Annotated in this window: 19 protein-coding genes and 1 pseudogene; 4 read left to right on the plus strand and 16 right to left on the minus strand. The window is 45.5% G+C overall.

Annotated elements, in window-relative coordinates; genetic code table 11:
• Positions 1–24: 24 nt before the first annotated feature.
• The 4 genes and pseudogenes from MHN09_RS05060 to MHN09_RS05075 all read right to left on the minus strand — a co-directional run.
• On the minus strand, positions 25–495 hold the full coding sequence (locus tag MHN09_RS05060) for an ABC transporter permease (protein WP_239239445.1): 471 nt from the start codon (positions 493–495) through the stop codon (positions 25–27).
• A gap of 3 nt (positions 496–498) precedes the next feature.
• Positions 499–3,231, minus strand: coding sequence for a ribosome-associated ATPase/putative transporter RbbA (rbbA, locus tag MHN09_RS05065; protein ID WP_239239448.1), 2,733 nt, complete (start codon positions 3,229–3,231; stop codon positions 499–501).
• Positions 3,231–4,283 (minus strand): HlyD family efflux transporter periplasmic adaptor subunit, encoded by a 1,053-nt coding sequence (locus tag MHN09_RS05070; protein WP_053103809.1) that lies wholly within the window; start codon positions 4,281–4,283, stop codon positions 3,231–3,233. Before MHN09_RS05070 ends, rbbA begins: the two co-directional genes overlap by 1 nt.
• A gap of 146 nt (positions 4,284–4,429) precedes the next feature.
• Positions 4,430–4,668 (minus strand): annotated as a pseudogene (locus tag MHN09_RS05075) (DUF6444 domain-containing protein); the annotation flags it as partial.
• A 312-nt stretch (positions 4,669–4,980) separates the two neighbouring features.
• On the opposite strand from MHN09_RS05075, the gene MHN09_RS05080 reads away from it, so the two are divergent.
• Entirely contained in the window at positions 4,981–7,302 is a 2,322-nt protein-coding gene (locus tag MHN09_RS05080) for a TonB-dependent receptor (protein WP_230962272.1), read from the plus strand.
• Positions 7,303–7,371: 69 nt separating this feature from the next.
• On the opposite strand, the gene MHN09_RS05085 is transcribed toward MHN09_RS05080, so the two are convergent.
• A complete protein-coding gene (locus MHN09_RS05085; protein WP_168462645.1) occupies positions 7,372–7,758 on the minus strand; it encodes a DMT family transporter in 387 nt (128 codons plus the stop codon).
• On the opposite strand from MHN09_RS05085, the gene MHN09_RS05090 reads away from it, so the two are divergent.
• On the plus strand, positions 7,745–8,320 hold the full coding sequence (locus tag MHN09_RS05090; protein WP_049585932.1) for an outer membrane beta-barrel protein: 576 nt from the start codon (positions 7,745–7,747) through the stop codon (positions 8,318–8,320). The two genes, MHN09_RS05085 and MHN09_RS05090, sit on opposite strands and share 14 nt — an antisense overlap.
• 82 nt (positions 8,321–8,402) lie before the next feature.
• Here MHN09_RS05090 and MHN09_RS05095 read toward each other — a convergent pair whose 3' ends face one another.
• The 3 genes from MHN09_RS05095 to MHN09_RS05105 all read right to left on the minus strand — a co-directional run bounded on the left by MHN09_RS05095 (position 8,403) and on the right by MHN09_RS05105 (position 11,135).
• Positions 8,403–9,506, minus strand: a complete 1,104-nt coding sequence (locus MHN09_RS05095) for a mechanosensitive ion channel family protein (protein WP_061094348.1) — start codon at positions 9,504–9,506, stop codon at positions 8,403–8,405.
• Positions 9,507–9,820: 314 nt separating this feature from the next.
• Positions 9,821–10,750 carry a PA2778 family cysteine peptidase gene (locus tag MHN09_RS05100; protein ID WP_049585930.1) on the minus strand — a complete coding sequence of 310 codons (930 nt, stop codon included), beginning with the start codon at positions 10,748–10,750 and terminating at the stop codon, positions 9,821–9,823.
• A gap of 4 nt (positions 10,751–10,754) precedes the next feature.
• Positions 10,755–11,135, minus strand: a complete 381-nt coding sequence (locus MHN09_RS05105) for a PA2779 family protein (RefSeq protein ID WP_239239451.1) — start codon at positions 11,133–11,135, stop codon at positions 10,755–10,757.
• A gap of 656 nt (positions 11,136–11,791) precedes the next feature.
• On the opposite strand from MHN09_RS05105, the gene MHN09_RS05110 reads away from it, so the two are divergent.
• Positions 11,792–13,384: an ABC-F family ATPase gene (locus MHN09_RS05110; protein WP_014951404.1), complete on the plus strand. Its 1,593-nt coding sequence runs from the start codon at positions 11,792–11,794 to the stop codon at positions 13,382–13,384.
• 96 nt (positions 13,385–13,480) lie between these two features.
• Here the strand turns inward: MHN09_RS05110 and MHN09_RS05115 are convergent, their stop codons facing one another.
• The 4 genes from MHN09_RS05115 to MHN09_RS05130 all read right to left on the minus strand — a co-directional run bounded on the left by MHN09_RS05115 (position 13,481) and on the right by MHN09_RS05130 (position 17,891).
• Positions 13,481–14,386, minus strand: coding sequence for a hypothetical protein (locus tag MHN09_RS05115; protein ID WP_239239454.1), 906 nt, complete (start codon positions 14,384–14,386; stop codon positions 13,481–13,483).
• A 47-nt stretch (positions 14,387–14,433) separates the two neighbouring features.
• Positions 14,434–15,576, minus strand: a complete 1,143-nt coding sequence (gene nagA, locus MHN09_RS05120) for an N-acetylglucosamine-6-phosphate deacetylase (protein WP_239239457.1) — start codon at positions 15,574–15,576, stop codon at positions 14,434–14,436.
• The gene (locus MHN09_RS05125; protein ID WP_239239460.1) at positions 15,573–16,448 is read right to left on the minus strand and encodes a BadF/BadG/BcrA/BcrD ATPase family protein; all 876 of its coding nucleotides are present in this window, start codon (positions 16,446–16,448) and stop codon (positions 15,573–15,575) included. Before MHN09_RS05125 ends, nagA begins: the two co-directional genes overlap by 4 nt.
• Before the next feature lie 408 nt (positions 16,449–16,856).
• Complete coding sequence (locus MHN09_RS05130) at positions 16,857–17,891, minus strand: IS110 family transposase (protein WP_049589228.1); 1,035 nt, start codon at positions 17,889–17,891, stop codon at positions 16,857–16,859.
• A gap of 212 nt (positions 17,892–18,103) precedes the next feature.
• Between MHN09_RS05130 and MHN09_RS05135 the strand changes: the two genes are divergently transcribed.
• Positions 18,104–18,868 carry a MipA/OmpV family protein gene (locus MHN09_RS05135; RefSeq protein ID WP_239239463.1) on the plus strand — a complete coding sequence of 255 codons (765 nt, stop codon included), beginning with the start codon at positions 18,104–18,106 and terminating at the stop codon, positions 18,866–18,868.
• Between the two features lie 112 nt (positions 18,869–18,980).
• On the opposite strand, the gene MHN09_RS05140 is transcribed toward MHN09_RS05135, so the two are convergent.
• From MHN09_RS05140 to MHN09_RS05155, 4 genes are all read right to left on the minus strand, one after another.
• Positions 18,981–19,475, minus strand: coding sequence for a CreA family protein (locus tag MHN09_RS05140; protein WP_230962271.1), 495 nt, complete (start codon positions 19,473–19,475; stop codon positions 18,981–18,983).
• Positions 19,476–19,606: 131 nt separating this feature from the next.
• Positions 19,607–21,190, minus strand: coding sequence for a histidine ammonia-lyase (hutH, locus tag MHN09_RS05145; RefSeq protein WP_049589036.1), 1,584 nt, complete (start codon positions 21,188–21,190; stop codon positions 19,607–19,609).
• Between the two features lie 2 nt (positions 21,191–21,192).
• Positions 21,193–22,932, minus strand: a complete 1,740-nt coding sequence (gene hutU / locus MHN09_RS05150) for a urocanate hydratase (protein WP_239239466.1) — start codon at positions 22,930–22,932, stop codon at positions 21,193–21,195.
• Between the two features lie 105 nt (positions 22,933–23,037).
• Positions 23,038–23,862, minus strand: a complete 825-nt coding sequence (locus MHN09_RS05155) for a UTRA domain-containing protein (RefSeq protein ID WP_239239469.1) — start codon at positions 23,860–23,862, stop codon at positions 23,038–23,040.
• Positions 23,863–23,958: the final 96 nt, after the last annotated feature.

The raw sequence follows: 23,958 nt of genomic DNA on the forward strand, positions 1-23,958 counted from the left end.
TTGAACACTTAAGGTAAAAATCGACTAGCCAACGATGCGTTGATCTGAGGTGTTCAAATAAAACCGGAATGGGTGTTCAAGTAAATCGGAATACGCACCATTACCAGTAAACGCCTGGCTAATACGTGTTGCATCAACGTTTACCTGAACATCGGGCTGCAGCCCGGCCATAATATCTTTTTCAAATTCAGGGGGAATGGTCACAACAAAGGTGTACTTACCCGTGTCTAAATACGTGTCGGCCTCATTACTTTCAATAATATCTGGCGTTAAAAAATAAGGGGGGTAAAAGGCATCTATTATACGCTTAGACATCTGCGAATTGTCGTGATCGACAAAGGCAATGGGCGCGTTGTGCAAAGGTTCAGGTACCGCAGTGGCCGCCGTGTATATGTTTACCGTAAACACATAAAAAATAAGAATAAGCATGGCTGGGTCGCGCCATAAGCTCCAAAGTTCTTTTACACCTAGCTGGCCTAGATTTTTAATATCCACGGTTCAGCGCTCCTGCTTGCGTAACAAAACAGTGGCAAGCCACAGTGTAATTGGTATAGAAATAGCTATGGCAAACACAGCAAAATCAAGGGTTTCAAAACCTAAACCTTTGCTAAATATTCCCCTGCTAGCAGTTAAAAAATAACTAATAGGGTGAAGCTCTCCTATTACGCGCCCCGCCCCTTCTAATGCAGAAACCGGTGTTATCATGCCCGCAAACTGTATGGCAGGTACCATAGTGCCAATAGTAGTAAGCAAAATAGCGGCAATTTGACTATTAGTAAAAACCGATGCCAACAAACCAAAGCTAGTGGAAAAAGTAACGAATAACAACGTTATAAGGCATAGCACTATCACATCCCCCTTCAGTGGGATATTGAATAGCCACACCGCCATTGCAACCAACAGCAAGAAGCTAACAAACGAGGTAGCGATATAAGGAAGTTGCTTACCCAACAAAAACTCTATGCGTGTAACTGGCGTAACATATAAGTTGATTATCGAACCCAGCTCTTTTTCGCGCACCACCGCCAACGACGTTAAAAGCGCAGGTATCATCAACAGCAACATGGGCATTACCGCAGGTACAATGGCCACCAAGCTGCGAACATCTGGGTTATACAAATAGCGTGACTCAACATTAATACTACTGGTCGACTGCACTTGGCTAGCTTGTGAGGCTTGCTGCAAAAGCCATTTCAGGTGAATACCTGTTACATAGCCCTGTATAGTTTCGGCTCTTGAAGGCATAGCCCCATCAATCCATGCCCCTATTTCCACTTGTTCGCCTTTATGCAGTTTTTGGCTAAATTCGGGAGGAATTTCCACAGCCAATGAAAGTTCTCCGCTTTTCATTCGCCTGTCCATATCGGCATAACTGGTAATAACTGGCTGTTCATTGAAATAGCGCGAACCCGATAACGCATTGCGATAGTTAAGACTAGTGGAAGTTTGATCGCGGTCGAATACCGCATAGCTTAAGTCGTCGACATCCATAGTGATGCCATAGCCAATAACTACCATTAACACCATGCTGCCTAAGAACGACATGGTTAAGCGAATGGGATCGCGGATAAGCTCAAGGGTTTCACGCGAGGCGTAGCTTAACAATCGCCGTAAGCCTTTTGCTCGTTTATTCGGTGGCGTGGCTTTATCTGCGCTAACACCTTCTGGTGCGCTTTGCTCTGTGTTTTGTGTTTGGTTCTCAGGCGTTTGCGCCTCAACTAAATAATCGATAAACGCTTGCTCTAACGTATCTGCAGATTTAGACGCTTTTATGGCCTGCGGTGTATCGGTTACCAGCACTTCGCCTGCATGCATTAGGGAAATTCTATCGCAGCGTACTGCCTCGTTCATAAAGTGCGTAGAGATAAAAATGGTTACGCCGTCTTTTCGCGCCAGAGAAATAAGTAACTGCCAAAAGTTATCTCGGGCAACTGGATCGACGCCAGAAGTGGGTTCATCGAGTATTAACACTTCAGGTCTATGCACCATGGCCACAGCCAAAGACAGACGCTGGCGAATACCCAAAGGAAGGTCGTTGGGCAAGCTGTGTTGGTGATGACTTAATGCAAAGCGGTTAAGCATTTCGTCAACGCGGGAATTTAATACGCTGCTTGCTACTTTGAAGAGTTTGGCATGAAGCGTAAGGTTTTGCCGAACGGTTAATTCGGTATACAAAGAAAAGCTTTGCGACATATAACCTACGCGGTAGCGGGTGTTAATATCGTTAGCAACAAGAGGGCTGCCCAGCAACCATGCCTCGCCAGAGGTTTGCGGCAGCAGGCCAGTAAGCATTTTCATGGTGGTAGACTTACCACAGCCGTTCGACCCTAAAAACCCGAAAATCTCTCCTTTACCAATCGTGAAGCTAACGTTATTTACTGCCGTAAAATCGCCGAACTTCATAGTAAGGTTTTTAGCTTCAATCGCGGTTTGCATATGCTCACTAGCCTTATAAGGCTGCACAACTACGCTGCGATGTTCATGCTTTGCGTCTGCCGGCAAAAGCGCAATAAATGCCGCTTCTAAATTACTGGTTTGTGTTTCACTAAGCAGTGACCTCGGTGAGCCGCTCGCCATTATCTCACCTGCATTTAACGCTAATAGATGATCGAACTGTTGGGCTTCATCCATATAGGCAGTCGCTACCAATACGGTAATATTTGGCTGTGTTTTCCGTATATCTTTAATAAGTGACCAAAATTGACTTCGGGCAAGGGGGTCTACCCCTGTAGTGGGTTCATCTAAAATAAGCAAGCGGGGATCGTGTATTAGGGCACAGCATAACCCCAGTTTTTGCTTCATACCACCCGACAACTTGCCAGCTGGGCGCGATAAAAATGGATAAAGTCCGGTTCGTTTGGTAAGGATATCTATTCGTGCACGACGCTGAGCACGATTGTGCCCAAAAAGTTTGGCAAAAAACTGTAAGTTTTCTTCTACAGACAGCGTGGGATATAAGTTTTTGCCTAAGCCTTGTGGCATGTATGCAATATCAGAACATATCGCGGCGCGGTGTTTTTCATCACGCATATCGCCACCAAGAACCTGCAACTGCCCCTTTTGCATAACTCGCTCACCAGCTATAAGCGACAGCAACGTAGATTTGCCCACTCCATCAGGGCCAATTACACCTACCGTTAGGCCCGCTGGAATAGAAAGCGCAAGATTGTGAATAGCTGTGGTGCTTTTGTAGCGAACCGTTAGCGAATTGCATTCAATAATGTTGCCCATTAGTCGACAAGCTCAGGTAGGTCGCTAGGCCATTCAGCGGTATCGTTTAGCTTAACCCATACTTCACCCGGCAACCCTGTTTTCACTTTTTCAATGTGCTGCTTTAATAAGTTTTCAGGAATTTGCGCTTTAACCCTGAACATAAGTTTTTCTCGCTCACTTTGGGTTTCAACCGACTTAGGAGTAAATTGCGCTACGTCGGCAACGTAAGAAATGGTGGCCGGAATAGCGATGTCGGGCGCGGCATCTAGCACAATAAGGGCTTCGCCGCCCATAGTAAGCTTGCCCACCTGCGAGGCAGGCAAAAAGAATGTCATGTATACGTTTGTTAGGTCGACCAAACTAAGTACACGCCCACCTGCACCAACAACTTCGCCAGGCTCTACTACGCGGTATTGAATACGCCCATTACGAGGTGCTTTTAACACCATATCGTTAATTTCAGATTGGATTTGCGCAATAGTGGCATTGGCAGCGCTGACCGCTGCTTGTGCCGAGTAGTATTGCGCGCGTGAAGCTTCAATGGTGGCGTCAGCCGCTGTCAAACGAGCCTTAGCTGCATTTACCGCCGCCTTTGCGCTTTCAACATTGGTAAGGTTATCTTCTGCTAATTGTTTAGACACTGCGCCCGTTTTTGCCAATTCATTAGTACGGGCAGCATGAGCTTCAGCTGCTTTTAGCTCGGCTTTAGTTTGCAGCAGCGCGGCTTCAAGCGCTGACTTTTCACTTTGGCGCTGTGCAACAGCCATATTTGCAGCTTCTACCGCACTTTTGGCTTGCTGGTGCTGTGCCTTGGCCTGCTGAAGCTGGCTATTAATGGTGGTGGTATCAAGTTTGGCGACCACATCGCCCGCCGTTACTCTGTCACCTTCGCTGACATAAATCTCTTCTACACGCCCTGCTACTTTTGCAGAAATGCCAATTTCAGTAGCTTCAATGCGGCCATTCCCTGACACCACATCGACATTTTCAGGGCCACTGAAAACAGTACTAAAAACCACAATTAAAAACACAACGAACATAATGGATAGAATAAACGGCGTTTTTTTCACAGTGACGCTCCCTGTGGTTTATCAATAAAGGTGAAAAGTGGCGAAAGCGCCAAGGTTAATAGCTAATGTATACTGGGTGGTGTACTTTAAGCTTTGCGCTGGATCAAAGTTCTGGTAGGTTGACTATTTTGCCTATTGGCGTGTATGTCAATACTACCAGCGAACATGCGTTTACTGCCTTTGTGACCAGATTGCGCACCGCGCTTTCGACCCGAAGCCTTTGCAGCCGGTTAAAAGGAGGACATACCTGTACCATTAGAAAAGGAGGGACGTGAGGAATTACGACTGGTCTTATTCAGTCGGGTTTCGAGGTCGTTAGCTGGCCCGCCTACGCCCCGATTGGCTCGTTAGCCTCAGCTAGGGTCGTTACGACGGGTAGCTTTGATGTTTATTTCTAGCTTGAGATAAAGTCACTTTGGCAGGCTGCCGGGAGCAATTAATAGGAACCGCTAGATCATTGAAAAAATATAATTAACTGTTATTAGGGCCCTAGCTAACGGTTGCCTTTCAGGTAGTGCTATCAAATATCGCTAACATTTTTCATCTTATAATGCAAACCATTCTCATTAGCGTTGACATAATCTTTACAAAAGTTATTATGTACGCCGATTTAAAACACTAATATAAAACACACTCACACAGGGACATCTCAATGAGAATGCGCCATTCAACTCTAGCCATCGTCGTTAATATAGGCATGGTATCTATGGTTTCTGCCAATGCAATTCCAGACTCCGATAACATCGAACACGTAGTTGTGACAGCCACTGGATACGAACAAAAATTGACTCAGGCTCCTGCCAGTATTTCAGTGATTACAGCAGAAGACCTCAAAGCGCGTTCGTTTACTTCTCTTTTGGACGCGGTGCAATTTCAGGAAGGGATTGATATAGGTACAACGCGAGACAAAACAGGGCAAGGCAGCGTCAGTATGCGTGGCCTAACGGGTGAATATACCCTGCTACTCATAGATGGTCGTCGCCAAAATAACCATGGTGACATTTACCCCAACAACTTCGGTGGTAACGCCTTTAATCACATGCCGCCACTGGATACCATTGAGCGAATCGAAGTCATTCGCGGGCCAGCTTCTACTTTGTATGGCGCTGACGCACTCGGCGGTGTTATCAATGTCATTACCAAAAAACATCGCAGCGAATGGGGCGGTAATATTACCTTCGGGCGCAGCCTGCAAACTAACAACGACTTCGGCAACGACATCACCACTGACTTTTCGGTAACAGGCCCGCTGATTGATAACGTATTGAGCTTGGGCATTCGTGGAAGTTTATACGAACAACAAGCGTCAACACCACAGTTGGCACCAGCGATTGATCCCAATGGTGTAGAGCACATACGATCGCTGGGCTTTGGCGGTGGCGGCCGCACCGTTGACAATAACAGCGAACACTATGGATTCAGCTTAAACTATACCGCAGCAGAAGGTCATGAATTTGGCTTCGACTACGACAACTCACACCAAGAGTATGACAATACGCCAGAATTCAACCTTGAAACTGGCGAAATCATTTACCCACTGGGTACTCGCGATAGCATTGAAAGTATCTGGCAGAGTCGTCGAGGCCAAGTGAATCCACGTGCTGGCTATGCGGCTGAACAAGAGTTTGACCGTGAATGGTGGGCCTTAACTTATGATGGAAAATGGGACTTTGGTACCCTTGCCGCCTCACTGTCTTTTGTCGACACCCAAAACAATGGACGTACTTTGCCGCTTAGCGTGTCAGAACGTCAATTGCTGCAACAAATGTACGATGGTACAGGCGATTATGAGGGCATAACTGAAGAGGCGCGTCGCGACCTCGCTGAAGATACTTTCTTACCTCGCCCTGCTCGCCCACTCGAAAGTCAACAATATACGTTTGATTTGCGTTTAGATATCCCTATTCAGGACGTTGTGGGCGATCACAACTTGGTATTGGGTACACAAGTTATTGACGGTGAGTTAAAAGACGGTGTGTTCGGTCTGGAGTCTGGCTCGCCTGGCGCAGTGCAGGAACAAAAGATGTACTCATTGTTCCTTGAAGATAACTGGAGTTTCATCGACGATATGACAGTGACCGCTGGTTTCCGTTATGACAATCACGATGTATTCGGTAGCCAGACTTCCCCTCGTATCTACGCGGTTTACAATATTTCAGATTATTGGACAGTGAAAGGCGGTGTTAGTACGGGTTATAAAACACCAGAAACTACCGATTTATACGATGGCATTACCGGTTTCGGTGGTCAAGGTACCAGCCCATTTGCAGGTAACCCTGAGCTCACGCCTGAAACGAGTGTTAACTCAGAGATCGCGCTGTATTGGAGTCGCGATGCCCACAGTTTCAATATTACCTACTTCAAAACTGATTTTGACGACAAGATCGCACGTGGTGATACGGTACAAAGTTGTGCGACAACCGGTGGCGTTCGCCCTTGCGTAAACTTAGGGGAATATGATGAGTTGGGTTATGACACCTATAGCCAAAACATCAATATCGACAAAGTAGAACTGCAAGGTGTGGAAATTGCGGGCCGGTATGGCATTACTGAAGATTGGTCGCTGTATGCCAACTATACGTGGACTGACAGCGAGCAAAAGAGCGGCTCTCAAATTGGCCTACCACTTACCAATACCGCAGAGCACATGGCCAATGCCAACCTTACTTGGGATATTAACGCCGACTTGAATGTTTATCTGCAAGCAGAGGTTCGTTCAGATAGATACCGTGGCTACGACTCTACGTTAGATCGCGAGCTCTATTTTAAAAGTTACACCATGCTGCATTTAGGTGCTCGCTGGCAACTCAATGAATACGTAGTCGTAAATTTACGAGTAAACAACTTACTCGATAGAGACTTTACCACTTACTCTGTGACCTATGACGATCTCAATGGCGATGGCCAATTTGAATATCTCACAGGCCGAGGCGTGACCAGTGAAGTGAACTTTACTGACGACTATAACGTTAAGGACAAGGCCAGAAACTTTTGGGCTGGTGTGACTGTGAGTTTTTAATTCATTGAATTAACAAAGCTTGCCAAAAGCGGTCGTGGAAAACACGGCCGCTTTTTCATTTTACGCCGGCTATTCAACAGCCTCTTGAGCAGCGTTTAATGGTGCTTTACGACGACGAGATTGCCCCAGCACCACACCAGACAAAATTAAACCACACGCCATCAACTGACTACTTGTCAGGCTCTCATCCAGCAACCAAAAAGCAAATCCAATGGTATAAACAGGAATGAGATTGCTAAAAATAGTCGCCTTGGTCAGGTCCATTTTGGTAATCGCGATGTTGTATAGCAATGCCGTTGTAATGATAAAACATACAACACTTAAGGTGTCGAATAGTGAAAATCGAGTCGTGTTGCCCATTTGATTTCTAAAATCCATCCCCATAATGATGAGGCTCCCGAAGTGGTTGGGAGTAATTATTGTTAAAAGGATATTAAAAACAATGAAACGTACCATTCTCGCCAGTATCTTTGGCGCGCTTTCTTTAAATGCTTTCGCAGCTTCGCCTTCATATGACTTTGTTAAAGCTGGATACGTACAAGCAGATATTGAAGACGCAGGCGACTTCGAGCCTAGCGGTTTTCAAATTCAAGGCTTCAAATCACTTAACGAAAATGTATACCTGACAGGTCGTTATGGTCAGTTAGGTGAAGATGTATCTGGTGTTGATATTGATTTGGACTACGCGTCTGCAGGTGTCGGCTATAGATATGGTCTAACTCAGAATACTGACTTCTTTGGTGAAGTTACTTACGAATATGTAAATATCGATGTCGAACTAGACTCTATTTCGGGTGAAGACGACAATGGCTATGGCATTACTGCCGGTATTCGTTCAATGCTGTCAGAGCAATTTGAGCTTCGCGGTGCTATCCGCTATATCGACATTGAAGACGACGAAACAGCTTTTGAAATTGGCGCAGACTATTTCTTTACACCGCAATTCTCTTTCGGTGCGACTTACGTTATCGCTGATGATGTTGACCTTCTAGGCGTATCTGCACGTTACACCTTCTAACACCTTTGATGGGTTAACGTACTCGCAACAAAGCCACGTTACACAACGTGGCTTTTTTATTGAGCTACGCAAACCAGTCTCTTTAGCCTTTTGGCTTAATGTGTTCGGGCGCTGTCGGCAGGTTAGCTGCTCCTTCCTGCTCAAGATTGAGCGCAGTAATTGGAAATGGAATGACAATCCCTTCTTCATCAAAACGCTTTTTAAGCATTTTTATGAAGGCGCTCTTTATGAAGAAGCGATTGAAGTACTCACGGGTTCTCAGCATTACTGTTAAGTTGATACTAGAATTGTCGAAAGTGTGAAACAGAACAAAAGGTTGATAAGTTTCAACACCAAACTCGTGCTGCTCTAGAATTGTATTGGCAACCTCTAAACATACGTTTTCAACATGCTCTAAATCAGAGCTATAATGCACGCCAACTTCAACAGGCACCGACAGTTCGCGTTCAGGGTAGTAGTAGTTAATCAACTTTGAATTAGACAACTTACTGTTAGGCATGATCACGATGTTGTTAGGTAGCATTCTAACCCACGTTGAGCGCCATCCTATTTTCTCAACAAAACCTTGTTCTCCAGAATCCAGCTCGATGAAATCGCCTATACGAATGGGTTTATCCATTACCAACTGAATACCCGAGAAGAAGTTTTCAAGCGTTGGCTGTAGCGCTAGTGCTACTGCGAGCGAAGTAATGCCTAACGATGCAACAATGGGTGTTACCGACACCCCCATGGTGCTTAATATAATCAAAATTGCTAATACAGCAAAAAGCGCTCTAACTGCTCCACCAGCAATTGCGCTAGTATTTTTAACTATGGTTGACTGGTCGCGATAACGGCTCAACGAGTAAGTGACAAAACGCTCGAAGAAGAGAAATAAAGTAATGATGAGGCCAGCTTCGATAACAATGGTTAGCGCTTTAATCGCCCCTTCATCTTCTATCTGAAATACTGAAACAATACTTTTAACCAACAGCAGGAAAATAACCCAGATAAGCAAATTAAGTGGGGCATTTAACGACAGCACAAGCACGCGATAGATATCAGACATACTGCTGTTTTCTGAACGCGCTTTAGCTTTCAAACGCACCAAAATAAGTCGTTTAACAATGAAGAGCACAATAACAACGCCTACTAATCCGGCTATTGCTATTGCCTGCTGGTTTTCAAGAAGTTGAGTGCTGTCCACGGCTGACGGGGCTCCTGCATATATAAGTAGGCACTTTTTATTTTAAGCTACACCTTAGTACGAGAAAGAAGAGGCAAAAGGTGCACCAATTGTTTGCTCGTATTACAAAGTCCATTGTACAAACCAGGCCTCAGGAGTTGCACCTTCAACTTGGCTAATATCTGCCACAAGGGAAAAGGGTCGTTGATTCAGTCCTATGACTAGTTTAAAAAGACGATCGCTGTAGTCTTCCGCACTTTTTTCATTAAACGCGTCACAGAGTCGAGCGGTGACTACTCCGTTTACGTAAATGCGAATACTCTTAAAGTTGAGGTTTATTTTTCAGCCAATGTTAACAGCGCTTCGTTATCGGGAAAGCGTTCAAGCCCCTGTTTTAGAATTATATTTGCCTTCTCGGGCATGTTGTTTTCGCGTAAAGCTAATACGTAGTTGTGAACATAAACATGTTGGTTCTGCCCTACTTCATAGCCTTTCTTAAACCAAGCCACAGCTTGGCTGTCGTTTTGCTCTAAGTAATAATTGGCAACCAAGAAATAACTTAACCAGTACGTTGGCCATGTATGCGACGCGGTTTTCAAAAACGCCAATGAACGCGCTTTATCTCCCACTTTAAGCATGTCGTAAGCCGCACTTACATAAGTGAACGGTGTCATCTCAGGCGAGGTTACATTAGGAGGAACGGGTGCCAAATACCAGTAATTTCCTCTTCCCCACGTTCTTTCAAAAAGCTCAAGCGACATTTCGTGATTAGGCGTAAGGCCGGTATGTAAAGTAACCGTCCCCTTATCACTATCGAACCCAATAACAACAGCGTAGTGCCATTGGGGTAATAACTGGATGGACAAATTTTGAAAAACAATCACTGGGATATCGTCTTTAACTAACGACATAATTGACGTTAACGTGCCTCGCTCAGTATATGGCAAGAAACCAAATTGTCGGGTAGCGCTCACCATTTCGAGTTGTAAACTCCCTTCTTTACTGGGAATGAATAACTTAGGCGCAATGTCATTTGGAGAGGTGCTTTCACCATAGTAACCAAACACTTCAGATAGTGTGGTAGGCCCGCAATAAAACTGTTCTTGGGAAAAAAACGGAACAGATTGAATAGTGTGAGATTCAGGTAAAGAGGCAAGTCCCTCTTGCCGCAGCTTGTCAGCTTGAGGTGTGGACTGACAGCCTGAAAGCAAAAATAGAAGCGAAAGGCCTGCTAACGCGCAGGCCTTTTTAACTGAATTGATCATTCAATTAGCTGTTCACTGGACGAATAAATGGGTAAACGTCAGTTACACCAATTAGGTCCAAAATTGCGATAATAGCAAGTACTGTAAGCACTGCGCCCACAACACCACCCGCTGGCGCTTGATTAATTTCATCATTTAATTGGGCAATTTCGCTGTCGGTCATGCCGTTGATTCTGGCGATAGCCTGGTTGCTATCTACACCTAAGCTAACCAATTTACTCTGCACGTCTGCACGATTAACCATGTCAATTAGCTGCTGCTTATTGTAGTAAGCGGCTTGAGTTTGCATTACGGAATCTGAGCTAATTGCTTCTGCATGTACGCTGCCTGACATTAAAACCGTTGCCGAAAAGCAACCAATCGCAATTTTTTTCAAAAATTTCATGATGTTTCCCTCTTTAAAATGCCCAGTTTTATTCTTCTTTTGCGTTACCTAACTCACGATAAACTAGAGTGAAATAAAACTTCGCACTGATTCAGCAGACGCATTTGCGCTCTGCGGTTTATTTTCAGTAGATAGGCACAGCAAGATTAAGACCAACTAAAAATGCCTTTTTTTCATAATAGACAAGATTCCATTTTTTCTCTTTAAAATAAAGATTTAAGTAACCTTTATACTAAAAATGCTGATCAAAGCTTTGTTCGTTAATTCTGCATTGATGCATCACCGCGCGCTGACTTTTATGTAATATTTTCTTTATGCTGGAATTATTTGCTTGCCGCTAATTTAAAAAGAGCAACAAACAATAAGAGTCAATCTGTGGAATGAGCGGGTGTTTCGCAACGCCTATTTCACGCCTCATACTATACGGAATTAAGTTTCAGCTGCAATTTTTGACAAAAACACGCTATAAAAGACAGCATCGGGGTTAATACTTTCTTTAGCGTTTGGATAAAAAGCACATCAGCGCAAAAACTGTTCAAAATTCCCTCGACATGTAGCCCTCAATTCCTTATAGTGCGCGCGCTTTTATATATTAGTGAAGTGACAACCGCTTTCACTACTATCTCTTCTCATCGTTTTACCCCTGGATACCTGTTTTGATTACCACCGCAAATATCACAATGCAGTTTGGCTCTAAGCCATTATTTGAAAATATTTCCGCAAAATTCGGCAACGGCAACCGATACGGCCTAATTGGTGCAAACGGTTGTGGCAAGTCTACCTTTATGAAAATTCTAAGCGGTAAACTTACTCCATCGTCGGGCAACGTTTCTATGGCGCCAGGTACAAAGCTAGGTATCTTGAGTCAGGACCAGTTTGCGTTTGAAGAGTTTAGCGTAGTCGATACCGTTATCATGGGTGACCGTGAACTATGGGAAGTTAAACAAGAGCGCGACGCCATTTACAGCAAGGCTGAAATGAGCGAAGAAGATGGCATGCGCGTGGCGGACTTGGAAACCCAATTTGCCGAGATGGATGGTTACACTGCTGAAGCACGCGCTGGCGATATCTTAAACTCTGCAGGCATCGACGAAAGCTATCATTTTGGTCTTATGAAAGAAGTCGCGCCCGGTAAAAAAGTACGTGTGCTTTTGGCGCAGGCGTTATTTGCCGAGCCTGACATTCTGCTTCTAGACGAACCAACCAACAACTTGGATATCTACACCATCAGTTGGCTAGCTGAAGAGCTGAACAAACGTAAATCGACCATGCTTATTATTTCGCACGACAGACACTTTCTAAACTCTGTATGCACGCACATGGCCGATATCGACTATGGTGAGCTGCGCGTTTATCCGGGTAACTACGACGACTACATTCAAGCTGCCATGCTCGTTCAAGAACAGCTTCATGCAGAGAATGCTAAGAAGTCAGCGGAAATTGAAGAGCTACAGAGCTTCGTAGCGCGATTCTCTGCCAACGCATCGAAAGCGAAACAAGCCACCTCGCGTGCCCGCCGTCTTGAGAAAATTGAATTAGCTGAGGTAAAAGCGTCTAGCCGTCGTAAGCCTTATATTGTGTTTAACCAACATAAGAAACTTCACCGACTTGCTATTACTCTTGAAGAGCTAGGCCATAGCTACCCAGATCTTCCGCTATTCGACAATGCTAACTTGCTATTAGAAGCAGGTCAGCGCTTGGCGATCATTGGTGAGAACGGGGCCGGCAAAACCACGCTTTTGAAGTGTTTGGTTAATGACATTGAACCTACCGCAGGTAGCTATAAGTGGGCTGAAAACGCTGCGATTGGTTACATTCCGCAGGATAACGCTAAATACTTTGCCGAAGATATCACTATGTTTGAGTGGATGAGCCAATGGCGTAGCCCCAAACACGATGACCTGCAAATAAAAGGTATGTTAGGACGTTTGCTATTTACGTCTGACGACTTCAACAAACGCGTGCAGGTATGTTCTGGTGGTGAGAAAAACCGTTTGCTGTTTGGAAAGCTAATGCTTCAAGACATCAACGTATTGGTAATGGATGAACCCACTAACCACATGGACATGGAGTCGATTGAAGCCTTGAACAATGCGCTATACAAGTTTGATGGCACTGTTATTTTTGTTAGTCACGACCGTGAATTCGTTTCGTCACTGGCGACGCAAATCATCGAAATTAAAGACAAGAAACTGAATCACTTCGATGGAAACTACGAAGAGTTTTTGGCGCATAAAGAAAACGCGTAATTATATATCGATGCCTTCATCAATAGATGAAGTGAGCCACATAACAAAACGGGCACTTATTTAAGTGCCCGTTTTTTGTTTCAGTATATTAAAAGCTTACTGACCAGATAAATACTTGCCAACCGCTGTCGCTAAGCGGTCAAAGTAGTTAACAATCGTATTTTTAATTGGCGCTAACTCTTGTTCCGTTATTTCATCAAAGTTATCTGGCGGTGTGAAATCTTCAACACGCTCATTTTTTAGCGCATCATCTTGAAATTCGGTAAACACTGGCAGCGTTAAGATATCAACTGGCTTGTCTAAACGCTCAATACTAACGTTAAAGCTTGCCGAAGCAATATAGTGATCGGTACCCAAAAAACTACGCGTAAACAGTCCGAACCCTTTGCTTTGATGCTCTGAACATCCATAAGTACCGCACTCGGTAATAGCCACCGTCGGCGCTTCTTCAACAATAATCACAGTGGCAATGCCTTTGTCTAACAACGATTTTCTTAACGTGTTTTGTTTGTCATTGAACGTCCCGTTATTTCCTTCACCCATCACGAAATCAAGGGCGCCTGCATCGTCAACCAAAGAAGAGATATCCACCGCAGTGAAACGACTGTTTTGCTCAATGGCTTTTTTGAATGTGCTATACAGCGTGTTGTTCAATTGCCAGTCGTAGCTATATTCTTTCGTAAAATTGTTAAATTTAGTGGTACCGATATGCGTGTGAGTGGGAAACGTTTTAGCGCTAACCCATACGCCAACTTTTGGTTTTGGTGGAGCAACTGGCTTGCTAACTGGCTCTTTAGTCGATTCGCCTTTCGTGGTTCCATCATTTACGCTGTCGCCATCTTGCACCACATCTTCTTGCTCTGTGCTTTCAGTTGGCGTGGCTTCCTCGCTCTTAGGTTGAGAAGGAACGCTTTCGCCAGAATCCATACCTCGTTGCGTAACACACCCTGCAGCCAACATTAATACGGCTAACAGAACAGTAAACTTTGTCACAAACTTCATAACACTTCCTTATTTCAAAGCCATTTAAGTTAATACTAAATTTCTACCTAAAAGACCATTCTCATATTACTGAAAACGTGGGTCAGTGCATTGGCGGAATTAAGCAGTAAAAAGTCTGCGCGCTGACCTTCGGTAATGCTGCCTATGTCACTCGCTAGCCCCATAAATTGAGCCGGCGTGGCACTCGCCATTTTGCTCGCATCTTCTAACGTTACACCGCAATCATTGTGCGTATTCAAAACTGCACTATGCATATCTAAGCACGAGCCAGCCAGTGTTTTGCCGTCTGGCGTAGTAAGTTTATCGCCATGCCTAACGATCTCGGTATTAAAAAAGTGAAGACGCTCAATATCACTGCCCACATGCGCCATGGCATCGGTAACCAACATGGCGCGGTTGGCAGTTTTCACGTTTAATGCCAACTCAGCACTTTTGCGGTGTAAGTGGTGATGATCGATAATAAAACCACAATATACTCTATCATTAAGCAACGCGGCACCAACGGCCCCTGGCTCCCGGGAGGTTAATGCAGACATAGCGTTGTACAAATGCGTAAAGCCTGTAGCTCCCGCGTCGATAGCCGCCTGAACTTGCTCATAGCTGGCATTGGTGTGCCCAATTGCAACCACAACTCCTTCAGCAACCATTTCTTTTATGAAGCTAGTACTCACCGTTTCTGGTGCGACAGTAAGTAAGACTTTACCAATATCTTTGCGACATAAGGTTGCAAGCTCTGCGTCAGAAGGCGTTCTTATAAATTGTGCTTCGTGCACGCCCTTTTTTGCTTTACTCAAAAAGGGCCCCTCAAAGTGAATCCCTTTTATTAACGCTTTAATGCACTCTGGGCCGCCCGCCATTACTTCCGCAATGGCATCCGCCGCCTGAGCCATTGTTGAAGCATTATCGGTAATGATAGTTGGCAACATGGACGTTGTGCCGAAACGAAGATGAGCCAGCGCCATGGTTTCTACTATAGCGGCAGAAGGGCTATGGTTAAAAAGCACACCACCACCGCCGTTCACTTGCGTGTCGAAATAACCGGGAATGAGCTTTCCGTTGTAAATACTATTGAGCTCTGCTGAGGTCGCATCGCTAATACTGACTATCTTGCCGCTATCAGCAGTAATGGTTTGGTTTTCAAGCCAACCTTTTGGCGTTAAAACCTGCTCGACAGTAATTGATTCTATCATTCGCTTTTTACTCTTTTGGCAAAGCTGATAGCGCCATATTCAGCACTTTTTAGCGGCGCTGTTAAATTAGAGGAGATAGAAGACGAAAGTAAAGGCGTGTAAACATCAGCGAGACCGCCAACCAAACATAGCGGCAATGTAGAAGCCTGATTAATCAATGCTTCACCCAACTGATTGAGGTAATTTGCTCCCTTTCGAATAAGAGAGGTCGCGGCGGCACACTGGTCTCGATAAGCCTGTATAACCACTGGGGCAATATCACCAAAATCTGCAGCGTTGTAATTTGCCACCAAGGTCACTAATTGCTGAGGTGACGCTAAATTAAGGTGTTCACAAACTCGGTTCTTTAGTTCACTAACGGGCTCTACGCCGTCATAAGAAAGCAGTACATGCTTTATAGCTGATAAGCCCAACCACGCACCACTTGCATCATCGCCAACTTGCAGGCCGTAACCACCTTTGTCAGTGAACACACCCTTGTCGTAATGGGTTGCCGCTGAACCTGTACCGCAAATAATAAGGGCTCCAGACTGATTATCGTGCGCGCCCAAACAAGCGGCGTGTAAATCACTTATTACCACGGTATCGGCAAATGGGTTGTCTAACTCCAAAAAAGACTGCTTTGCTTGAGGAATATTCGCCCCTGCCAATCCGGCAGCTAGCAACACTTCTTCGCATGTAATCGGCAACGCAGCACTTTCTATTGCGTCTAACGTTGCATCTATTACCGACCCCATTGCTTGTTCGGGGTTGGTCATTATATTTGCAGGGCCTGCCGCCCCTTCACCTAATGTATTGCCATCAATATCTTGCAACAATGCACGGCACCGGGTGCCACCACCGTCAATACCCACTACATATTTGTAACTCACGGGTTACCTGCTTCTCTAAACTATTCAATACAACTTGTTGTATGAACTTTACCACACCGATTTCACAGAATAACTTGCTTTCTTGCCAGTAATGCAGCTTTTCACGTTACCTGAAGGCCCTTATACCATATATGACCCTCTCCGATTGCAAGACACCGTGTTGATTTATTAACGTGATTCATTGCTGCCATATATTCGGCTTTTTCGTGAAGTCAATTGACTTCTAGCCTTGATGGTTGTTCGCATCTTGTTGTCTCATCAATCCGGCGGCCTCGAAGGCCCTTGGTATAAACTGATTTGAACAAGATGGTTATGAACCGTTAATCATCAGTACGTTGTCTTTTTGCAATATGTTGATAGGCTTCCTGTTTTAGTTTATTTACTTATCTTTGGTTTGGGTTTCATCGGCTAAGCCGCTGCTTTATTTATCAGTCCTGGCTGGTAGTCCTGTTGATAGTGCAGCATAGCCCAGGCCATTCTTACCATTTTATTAGCCAGTGCGACGCACGCTTTGTTAAAGCTCATGCGTGCTAAACAAGCCCGACACCACTCGCTCACCTTATCGGTTTTATCACCAATATGGCGCAAGGCGGCCCTGGCGCCGTTAATTATCTGGGTCCGTAAATACGTGTTCCCTCGCTTGCTAATACCCAACAATCTCGGGTTATCTCCCGTTGTATGTTGTTTGGGCACTACACCTAACCAAGCGGCTAAATGTCGGCCGCTATTAAAAGCCTGACCTTGTCCAATGCCTGCATATAAGGCGGTAGCAATCAAAGGCCCAATTCCTGTCATGCTCATTAAACGCTCGCATACAGGCTGGCTTTGTGAGAACGCTTTCAACTCCTTATCCATTTCTTTTATGTGCTCTCGCAGTTCCCGCAAATCATTGAGTAAGCCTTGAAACTGTCGCCGAGCTAACATACTCAATCCATTGTCAGCTTCTTCCAGGGTTAAAGGCAGCTCTTTCACCAAAGTCGCTACACCCCGTGCATACACAATACCGTATTCGCTCAACAAGCCTCTTATCTGATTACTCAACGCCGTTTGCTGCGCTATCATACGCTCTCTAATCCGATGCATAAGCTGGATGTCTTGTTGGTCCTGAGACTTAAACGGCACAAATCGCATCCCTTCGCGTTGTGATGCCTCGGCTATCGCCTCTGCATCATTGTAATCGTGTTTATTGCCTTTTCGGTATGCTACAACGTATTGCGGTGCTATTGCTTTGACTTCATGCCCGGCTTTCGTCAATTCCCTACACCAGTAATGGCAACTTCCACAGGCTTCCATCACTACAATGCATGGCTCCAGTTGACTAAAATAGGACAACATCTGGTGACGCCTTAATTTCTTCTTTCTGAGCACTCTGCCTGACTGATTCATAAAAACTAAATGAAAAACAGACTTGGCGATATCGAGACCTATTGTTACCTTACTCATGTGACCTTCTCCTTCTTGATAGTGATTTGAACAACCCTATCTTGGCTCATTTGAAGCCTTTATGGGAGGAGAGGGTCCATACCATTAATCCGCATAGATAATTGCCCACTCAGAAGCCGCTGCAAAAACGTACAGGTTAGCTCAATAGGCACAAGCGAATATGATCGAAGAACACAGCAGAGCAGTATCTTGATTAAAAAGGAAATTTACCTATGAACTTAAAAACCGTTATTGGCGCAATAGCTCTAGCTTGTGTAGGTGTTAGTTCTACTCCTGCTTTTGCACAACAAGCTGGCGCTCAACAGCCTCAGGGTTGGATGTGGGGGTTTGGCGTCGCAGCATCGCAAGATGTATATACCGACTTTGATAATCGCGTTGTTCCTATTCCTATTATCGGCTACACCGGTGAAAAGTTACGCGTTTACGGACCATTTATTGGCTATGAACTTTTTCGCGAAAGTGGCTTTACTCTTGACGCTCAGCTTGTCCCGATATTTGCAGGTTATGAAGAAGATGACAGTGCCGTATTTACAGGTATGGACGACAGAGATTTTAGCTACGCGGCCGGAGTTGGGCTTAACTACAACACGGGTAGCTGGGTTTATTCGTTGTCAACCAATGCCGATATTCTTGGTAAGTTTGATGGCTACCAAGCGTCCGCCCGTATCGGGAAAAGGTTTAGAATAAATAACGTCATGATCGAGCCGTCTATAGGCGTAAACTACCAAGACAGCAATTACGTCGACTATTACTACGGCGTGCGCCCTGAAGAAGCCACAGCATTTCGAAGTGCATATAACGGCGATAGTGCGCTCAATACGGAAGTACGCGTTGCCATCTCAACCCGACAGTTTCTGGGCGGCATGACCCGTTTAGAAGTTGGCGCCACCTTCTTTGACGATAGCATCAGCGATAGCCCGCTGACAGACGATGATACCGCGCTTAACGCCATGCTGGTTTATACACGCTTTTTCTAGACTATTGCTAATAGCCTACTCTACAACTGGGGGGATAGATTAAATACAAGGTGTTAGCATCAAAGAAGCCCTCTTGTAAGAGGGCTTTTTAATATTGAGTTAATGCGTTTCGCTACGCGGGCTTTTTAAACGCTAGCGTTTCCCACAGTGGTACCGTAGACAAACTATGTTTGTAACTACCAGACGTCTCTTTGGTACTGTAAGACAAATAAATCAGCGTTTTTGAGTCGGCATCGTAAATTCTTCGAAGCTTCATGTTTTTGAAAAACACGCTCTTAGATTTTTTAAAAATTACTTCACCTGAATCTGACTTATCAATGGCGTTTAACATCTCAGCCGTAATAGGGCCGGTTTGTCTGCACGCGATTGAACTGTCTGATGGATCCGACAAATCAAGGTTCGCTTCAATACTTGAAATATGGCAGGTTACACCTGTCACTATGGGGTCTTGAAGCGCATCAATTTTAATGTCTTTTGTGGTAAAAAGACCAAGAGACACATCGCCCACTTCGCTGTCGCTACAGCCTGCCAACGTAAACACCGACGCGGCGAGTAAACCCAACACAGTGCTTTTCGCAAAAGAGCCGCTCTTAAATCTGCCTTTCATAGAAGTATGATTCATAGAAGTACGAGCCTCGTATGAACTTAACCAACGTCCATTTGTTTTCATATCATTCCCACCTCTACTCTATTGATGATCTTTATTTGTTTACTCGAAATACCGAGCCTGTGATCATTTTAGCCTAACAGGTTTAACTGTGTCTTATCCATAAGGTCGTGCTGCTTAATAAGTTGCTTTGCCTTTTCAATGTCTGGCGCAAAATAACGGTCTTTGTCGTAAAACGGCACTTGGTCTCTTAGTAGCTGCATCAACACTTGGAGCTTTTCGCTGGTTTTAAACGGCTTCCTGAAATCTAACCCTTGGCAGGCCGCTAACCACTCAATGGCCAATATACCTGCCACGTTATCGAAAATATCTCGTAAACGCCTCGCGGCGAAGGTAGCCATAGACACGTGGTCTTCTTGGTTCGCAGACGTAGGCAACGAATCGATAGATGCGGGGTGCGCCAGGGTTTTGTTTTCACTAGCAAGCGCCGCACAGGTAACCTGCGCAATCATGAAGCCCGAGTTTACCCCACCATTTTCAACTAGAAACGGTGGCAAACCACTTAAATGCGTATCAATCATTAACGACATTCTGCGCTCCGACAGTGCGCCAATTTCAGATAGTGCAATAGCCAGCATATCTGCCGCCATCGCCACGGTTTCCGCATGAAAGTTTCCGCCAGATAGAATATCGCCAGTTGACGTATCATCGTCATCATTATTTTCAACAAAAACCAACGGGTTGTCGCTTACCCCATTAGCTTCCACCACCAAAATCTCTTGGGCATAGCGCATTTGCTGTAAACACGCTCCCATCACCTGTGGCTGGCAACGCAGAGAGTACGGGTCTTGTACTTTTTCACATCGTTGATGTGAATGACCAATCTCTGAGGTGTCTAGCAATGTTCTAAACGCAGTGGCCACATCGCTCTGGCTTTTGTGGCCACGCACTTCGTGGATCCGCGCGTCGAACGGCACGCGGGAACCTAACGCGGCCTCAACAGTAAGCGCACCAATACCAATAGCACTATGAAGCGCATTTTCAGTATAAAACAACCCCTGAAGTGCAAACGCTGTCGAGGCTTGCGTGCCGTTTAACAGTGCTAAGCCTTCTTTGGGTGCCAGCGCAATTGGCTGCATACCCGCAATTTCAAGGGCTTGGGCTGCACTAATTCTCTCTCCTTTATAAAACGCTTCCCCTTCCCCTAACAGCACCACACTCATGTGTGCTAAAGGCGCTAAGTCGCCGCTGGCGCCTACCGAGCCTTTTTCAGGAATGGCGGGATAAACCTGTGCATTAAACAAGGTAATGAGCGCTTCTATTACGCTGAGGCGAATGCCAGAGTAGCCACGGGCCAAGGAGTTAATTTTTAACAGCATGAGCAGGCGCACAGTATCTTCTTGCATAAAGTCGCCCGTACCGGCCGCGTGCGATAACACAATACTGCGCTGTAATAGCTCTAACTCATCAACATTAATACGGGTATTAGCCAACAAACCAAAGCCAGTATTGATACCATAGACCGTACGGTTCTCTTTAATAACGTTAAGCACCACACGCTCAGCGGCATTTATAGCGGGTATAGCACTTTCATCTAACGATAAATGAACGTGGCTTCGATGTACTTCCCGTAACTGATCTAACGTCAATGTACCTGGCACAAGATTAAGTTGCTTAACACCACCGTTTTCAGTAAAAAAAGACGAATGCGACATGACTATTTCTCCCCGCCAAAGCTTTTGTTCGAGCTTGAATGAGTGCCTGTTCTATCGGGGATTTGGTTATTAGCCACGCTATTGACCATGGGAAGATCCAAGCTGTGCTTGGCAGCACAGTCTTTTGCAATGTCGTAGCCTGCATCTGCATGACGCATTACGCCCGTGGCAGGGTCGTTATGAAGAACCCGAGCAATACGCTCAGCCGCTTCGTCCGTACCGTCACAAACAATCACTACACCCGAGTGTTGGCTAAAACCCATTCCTACACCGCCACCATGATGAAGGCTTACCCAGGTTGCACCACCCGCTGTATTTAATAGGGCGTTCAGCAGCGGCCAGTCCGAAACGGCATCTGAACCATCGAGCATGGCCTCTGTTTCTCTATTGGGTGAAGCTACCGAACCAGAGTCGAGATGATCCCGCCCAATCACAACTGGCGCGCTTAGCTCGCCACTGCGAACCATTTCATTAAAGGCAAGCCCCAGCTTTTGTCTTTCACCCAGCCCCACCCAGCAAATACGCGCGGGCAGGCCTTGGAATTGAATGCGTTCTTTGGCCATATCTAGCCAGTTATGTAGATGGGGGTTGTCGGGTATAAGCTCTTTAACTTTAGCGTCCGTTTTATAGATATCTTCCGGATCGCCTGACAGCGCAGCCCATCTGAAAGGCCCTATGCCCTGACAAAAAAGCGGTCGTATATAGGCAGGAACGAAACCTGGGAAATCGAACGCATGCTCAATACCCTCTTCTAGCGCCATTTGTCTAATGTTGTTGCCATAATCAAGAGTAGCAGCGCCAGCTTGTTGGAAACCAAGCATTGCTTTAACTTGCAGCGCCATCGACTGTTTAGCACTTTTCACAACACCCGCTTCGTCTTTTTTACGCTGCGCCTCTGCTTGATCTAGCGTCCACCCCACTGGTAGATAGCCATTCAACGGATCGTGCGCACTGGTTTGGTCGGTCACAACGTCGGGAATAATCCCTTTCGCTAGCATATCGGGAAAGACTTCAGCAGCATTGCCTAATAGGCCAATTGATACAGGCTTCCCAGCTTTTTTGGCTTCCTCAAGTAGTTGCATGGCTTCTTCTAACGATTGCGCTTTTTTGTCCAAATAGCCCGTGCGAATTCTGAAATCTATGCGAGTTTCATCTACCTCCACAGCTACCATTGAAAAGCCAGCCATGGTTGCAGCTAAAGGCTGTGCTCCGCCCATACCGCCCAAGCCACCAGTCAAAATCCAGCGTCCTTCAGCGCTTCCTTCAAAATGCGTTTTGGCCACACTAACAAACGTTTCATAAGTACCCTGGACAATGCCTTGCGAGCCTATGTATATCCATGACCCTGCGGTCATTTGCCCGTACATCATCAAACCTTCTTTATCCAGAGCGTTAAAGTGCTCCCAGTTTGCCCAATGCGGTACAAGGTTAGAGTTAGCAATTAACACACGAGGTGCATTTTCGTGAGTGGGAAATACCCCAACAGGTTTGCCTGATTGAACCAGCAACGTCTCATCAGTATTTAAACGCTTGAGTACTTCGACAATTTTGTCGTAAGACGCCCAGTCACGGGCCGCACGCCCAATACCGCCGTAAACCACCAGATTTTGCGGATGCTCCGCAACGTCTGGATCCAGGTTATTCATTAACATGCGAAGCGGCGCTTCCGTTTGCCAGCTCTTCGCATTTAGCGTACTGCCTCTTGGGGCACGTATTTTTCTTGTAGGGTCGAGGCGTTTCATAAACTTCTCCTAGGCATATTCTTACGTTTGCCGATTTGTTTTTTATTAGGAAGTGTCATCTTTTTAGAAAGTAGTGAGTTGCTAGCGCCTTTGGCGCGATGACACTTAGAACTCCAAGTGTCCTCCCAAGCGGTATCGACTGCCTGGGTGATACAGCACCGCGTGGCTAACCACTGCGCTTGAACTCGCTTTTGGACTATTATTTAAGGATGTATCTGACGTAGCCTTCAAACCGTTCTTTAACTCGGCATTCGCCGTTGAGGGCTCGCCAATATTGCTCTCATCACTCGTTATTGCGCTGGGCACTCGAGAGAAGGTTCGTCGAGTAATCTTCAGGCACGGCTCTTTAGGCTTAATCAATAGTGCTTGTGCAATATCTTTTTCAACAATCACAGCTTCTACGCTATGGTCGGCTTGTGAAAGGGGCGCGACCTGATTCAAATAAAAGTTTGCAGTTTGAGCTTTAAAATCTTTATCTAAATAGTCGTTAATCCACGCTGGGTTAACCCACCTATCTTCATACTGCACGGGTAGATTGTTCTCGCAGTGTACGATAATGCTATGAAATACTGGCTCTCCCACATCGATACCCAGTCGTTGAGCAATAGCATCACTGGCTGGCGAGGTTTCCAACACTAATATCTCGTTAGTGTACCTATGCCCCCGCTGCTCTATTTCATCGCGAATGCTTTTGATCTCAAGCATTGAGCTCATAGGGCGACTATCTGACACAAACGTGCCTATCCCCTGGCTGCGCATTAAAATGCCCTCGTCCACCATTTCACTTAGCGCTCTTCGCGCAGTCATTCGGCTTACACCGTGCTGCTGGGCAAGTTGGTTTTCTGAAGGCACTTGGCTACCCGGCTTCATCTCACCACTTTCGATGGCATCCAAAATTGCTGTCTTAATTACTCTGTACCGAGGTTGCATATCGTGGCCATTCACAATTAAATTGTTAATAATATGCTAACAGCATACTTGTATATACAAGTATGCACAAGTACACTGAACTCAAAATTTACACTG

Origin of the sequence: Alteromonas sp. MmMcT2-5 (assembly GCF_022348315.1) — a bacterium.
Taxonomy (GTDB): Bacteria; Pseudomonadota; Gammaproteobacteria; order Enterobacterales; family Alteromonadaceae; genus Alteromonas; species Alteromonas macleodii.

Excerpts from the sequence above, each read along its gene's own strand:
- MHN09_RS05130 (WP_049589228.1), bottom strand. The coding sequence starts at position 17,891 with ATGAGTAAGGTAACAATAGGTCTCGATATCGCCAAGTCTGTTTTTCAT.
- hutH (WP_049589036.1), bottom strand. The coding sequence starts at position 21,190 with ATGTCGCATTCGTCTTTTTTTACTGAAAACGGTGGTGTTAAGCAACTT.
- MHN09_RS05100 (WP_049585930.1), bottom strand. The coding sequence starts at position 10,750 with ATGATCAATTCAGTTAAAAAGGCCTGCGCGTTAGCAGGCCTTTCGCTT.
- hutU (WP_239239466.1), bottom strand. The coding sequence starts at position 22,932 with ATGAAACGCCTCGACCCTACAAGAAAAATACGTGCCCCAAGAGGCAGT.
- MHN09_RS05115 (WP_239239454.1), bottom strand. The coding sequence starts at position 14,386 with ATGAAGTTTGTGACAAAGTTTACTGTTCTGTTAGCCGTATTAATGTTG.
- MHN09_RS05090 (WP_049585932.1), top strand. The coding sequence starts at position 7,745 with ATGAAACGTACCATTCTCGCCAGTATCTTTGGCGCGCTTTCTTTAAAT.
- MHN09_RS05080 (WP_230962272.1), top strand. The coding sequence starts at position 4,981 with ATGGTATCTATGGTTTCTGCCAATGCAATTCCAGACTCCGATAACATC.
- MHN09_RS05140 (WP_230962271.1), bottom strand. The coding sequence starts at position 19,475 with ATGAAAGGCAGATTTAAGAGCGGCTCTTTTGCGAAAAGCACTGTGTTG.
- MHN09_RS05155 (WP_239239469.1), bottom strand. The coding sequence starts at position 23,862 with ATGCAACCTCGGTACAGAGTAATTAAGACAGCAATTTTGGATGCCATC.
- MHN09_RS05085 (WP_168462645.1), bottom strand. The coding sequence starts at position 7,758 with ATGGTACGTTTCATTGTTTTTAATATCCTTTTAACAATAATTACTCCC.
- rbbA (WP_239239448.1), bottom strand. The coding sequence starts at position 3,231 with ATGGGCAACATTATTGAATGCAATTCGCTAACGGTTCGCTACAAAAGC.
- MHN09_RS05105 (WP_239239451.1), bottom strand. The coding sequence starts at position 11,135 with ATGAAATTTTTGAAAAAAATTGCGATTGGTTGCTTTTCGGCAACGGTT.
- MHN09_RS05135 (WP_239239463.1), top strand. The coding sequence starts at position 18,104 with ATGAACTTAAAAACCGTTATTGGCGCAATAGCTCTAGCTTGTGTAGGT.
- nagA (WP_239239457.1), bottom strand. The coding sequence starts at position 15,576 with ATGATAGAATCAATTACTGTCGAGCAGGTTTTAACGCCAAAAGGTTGG.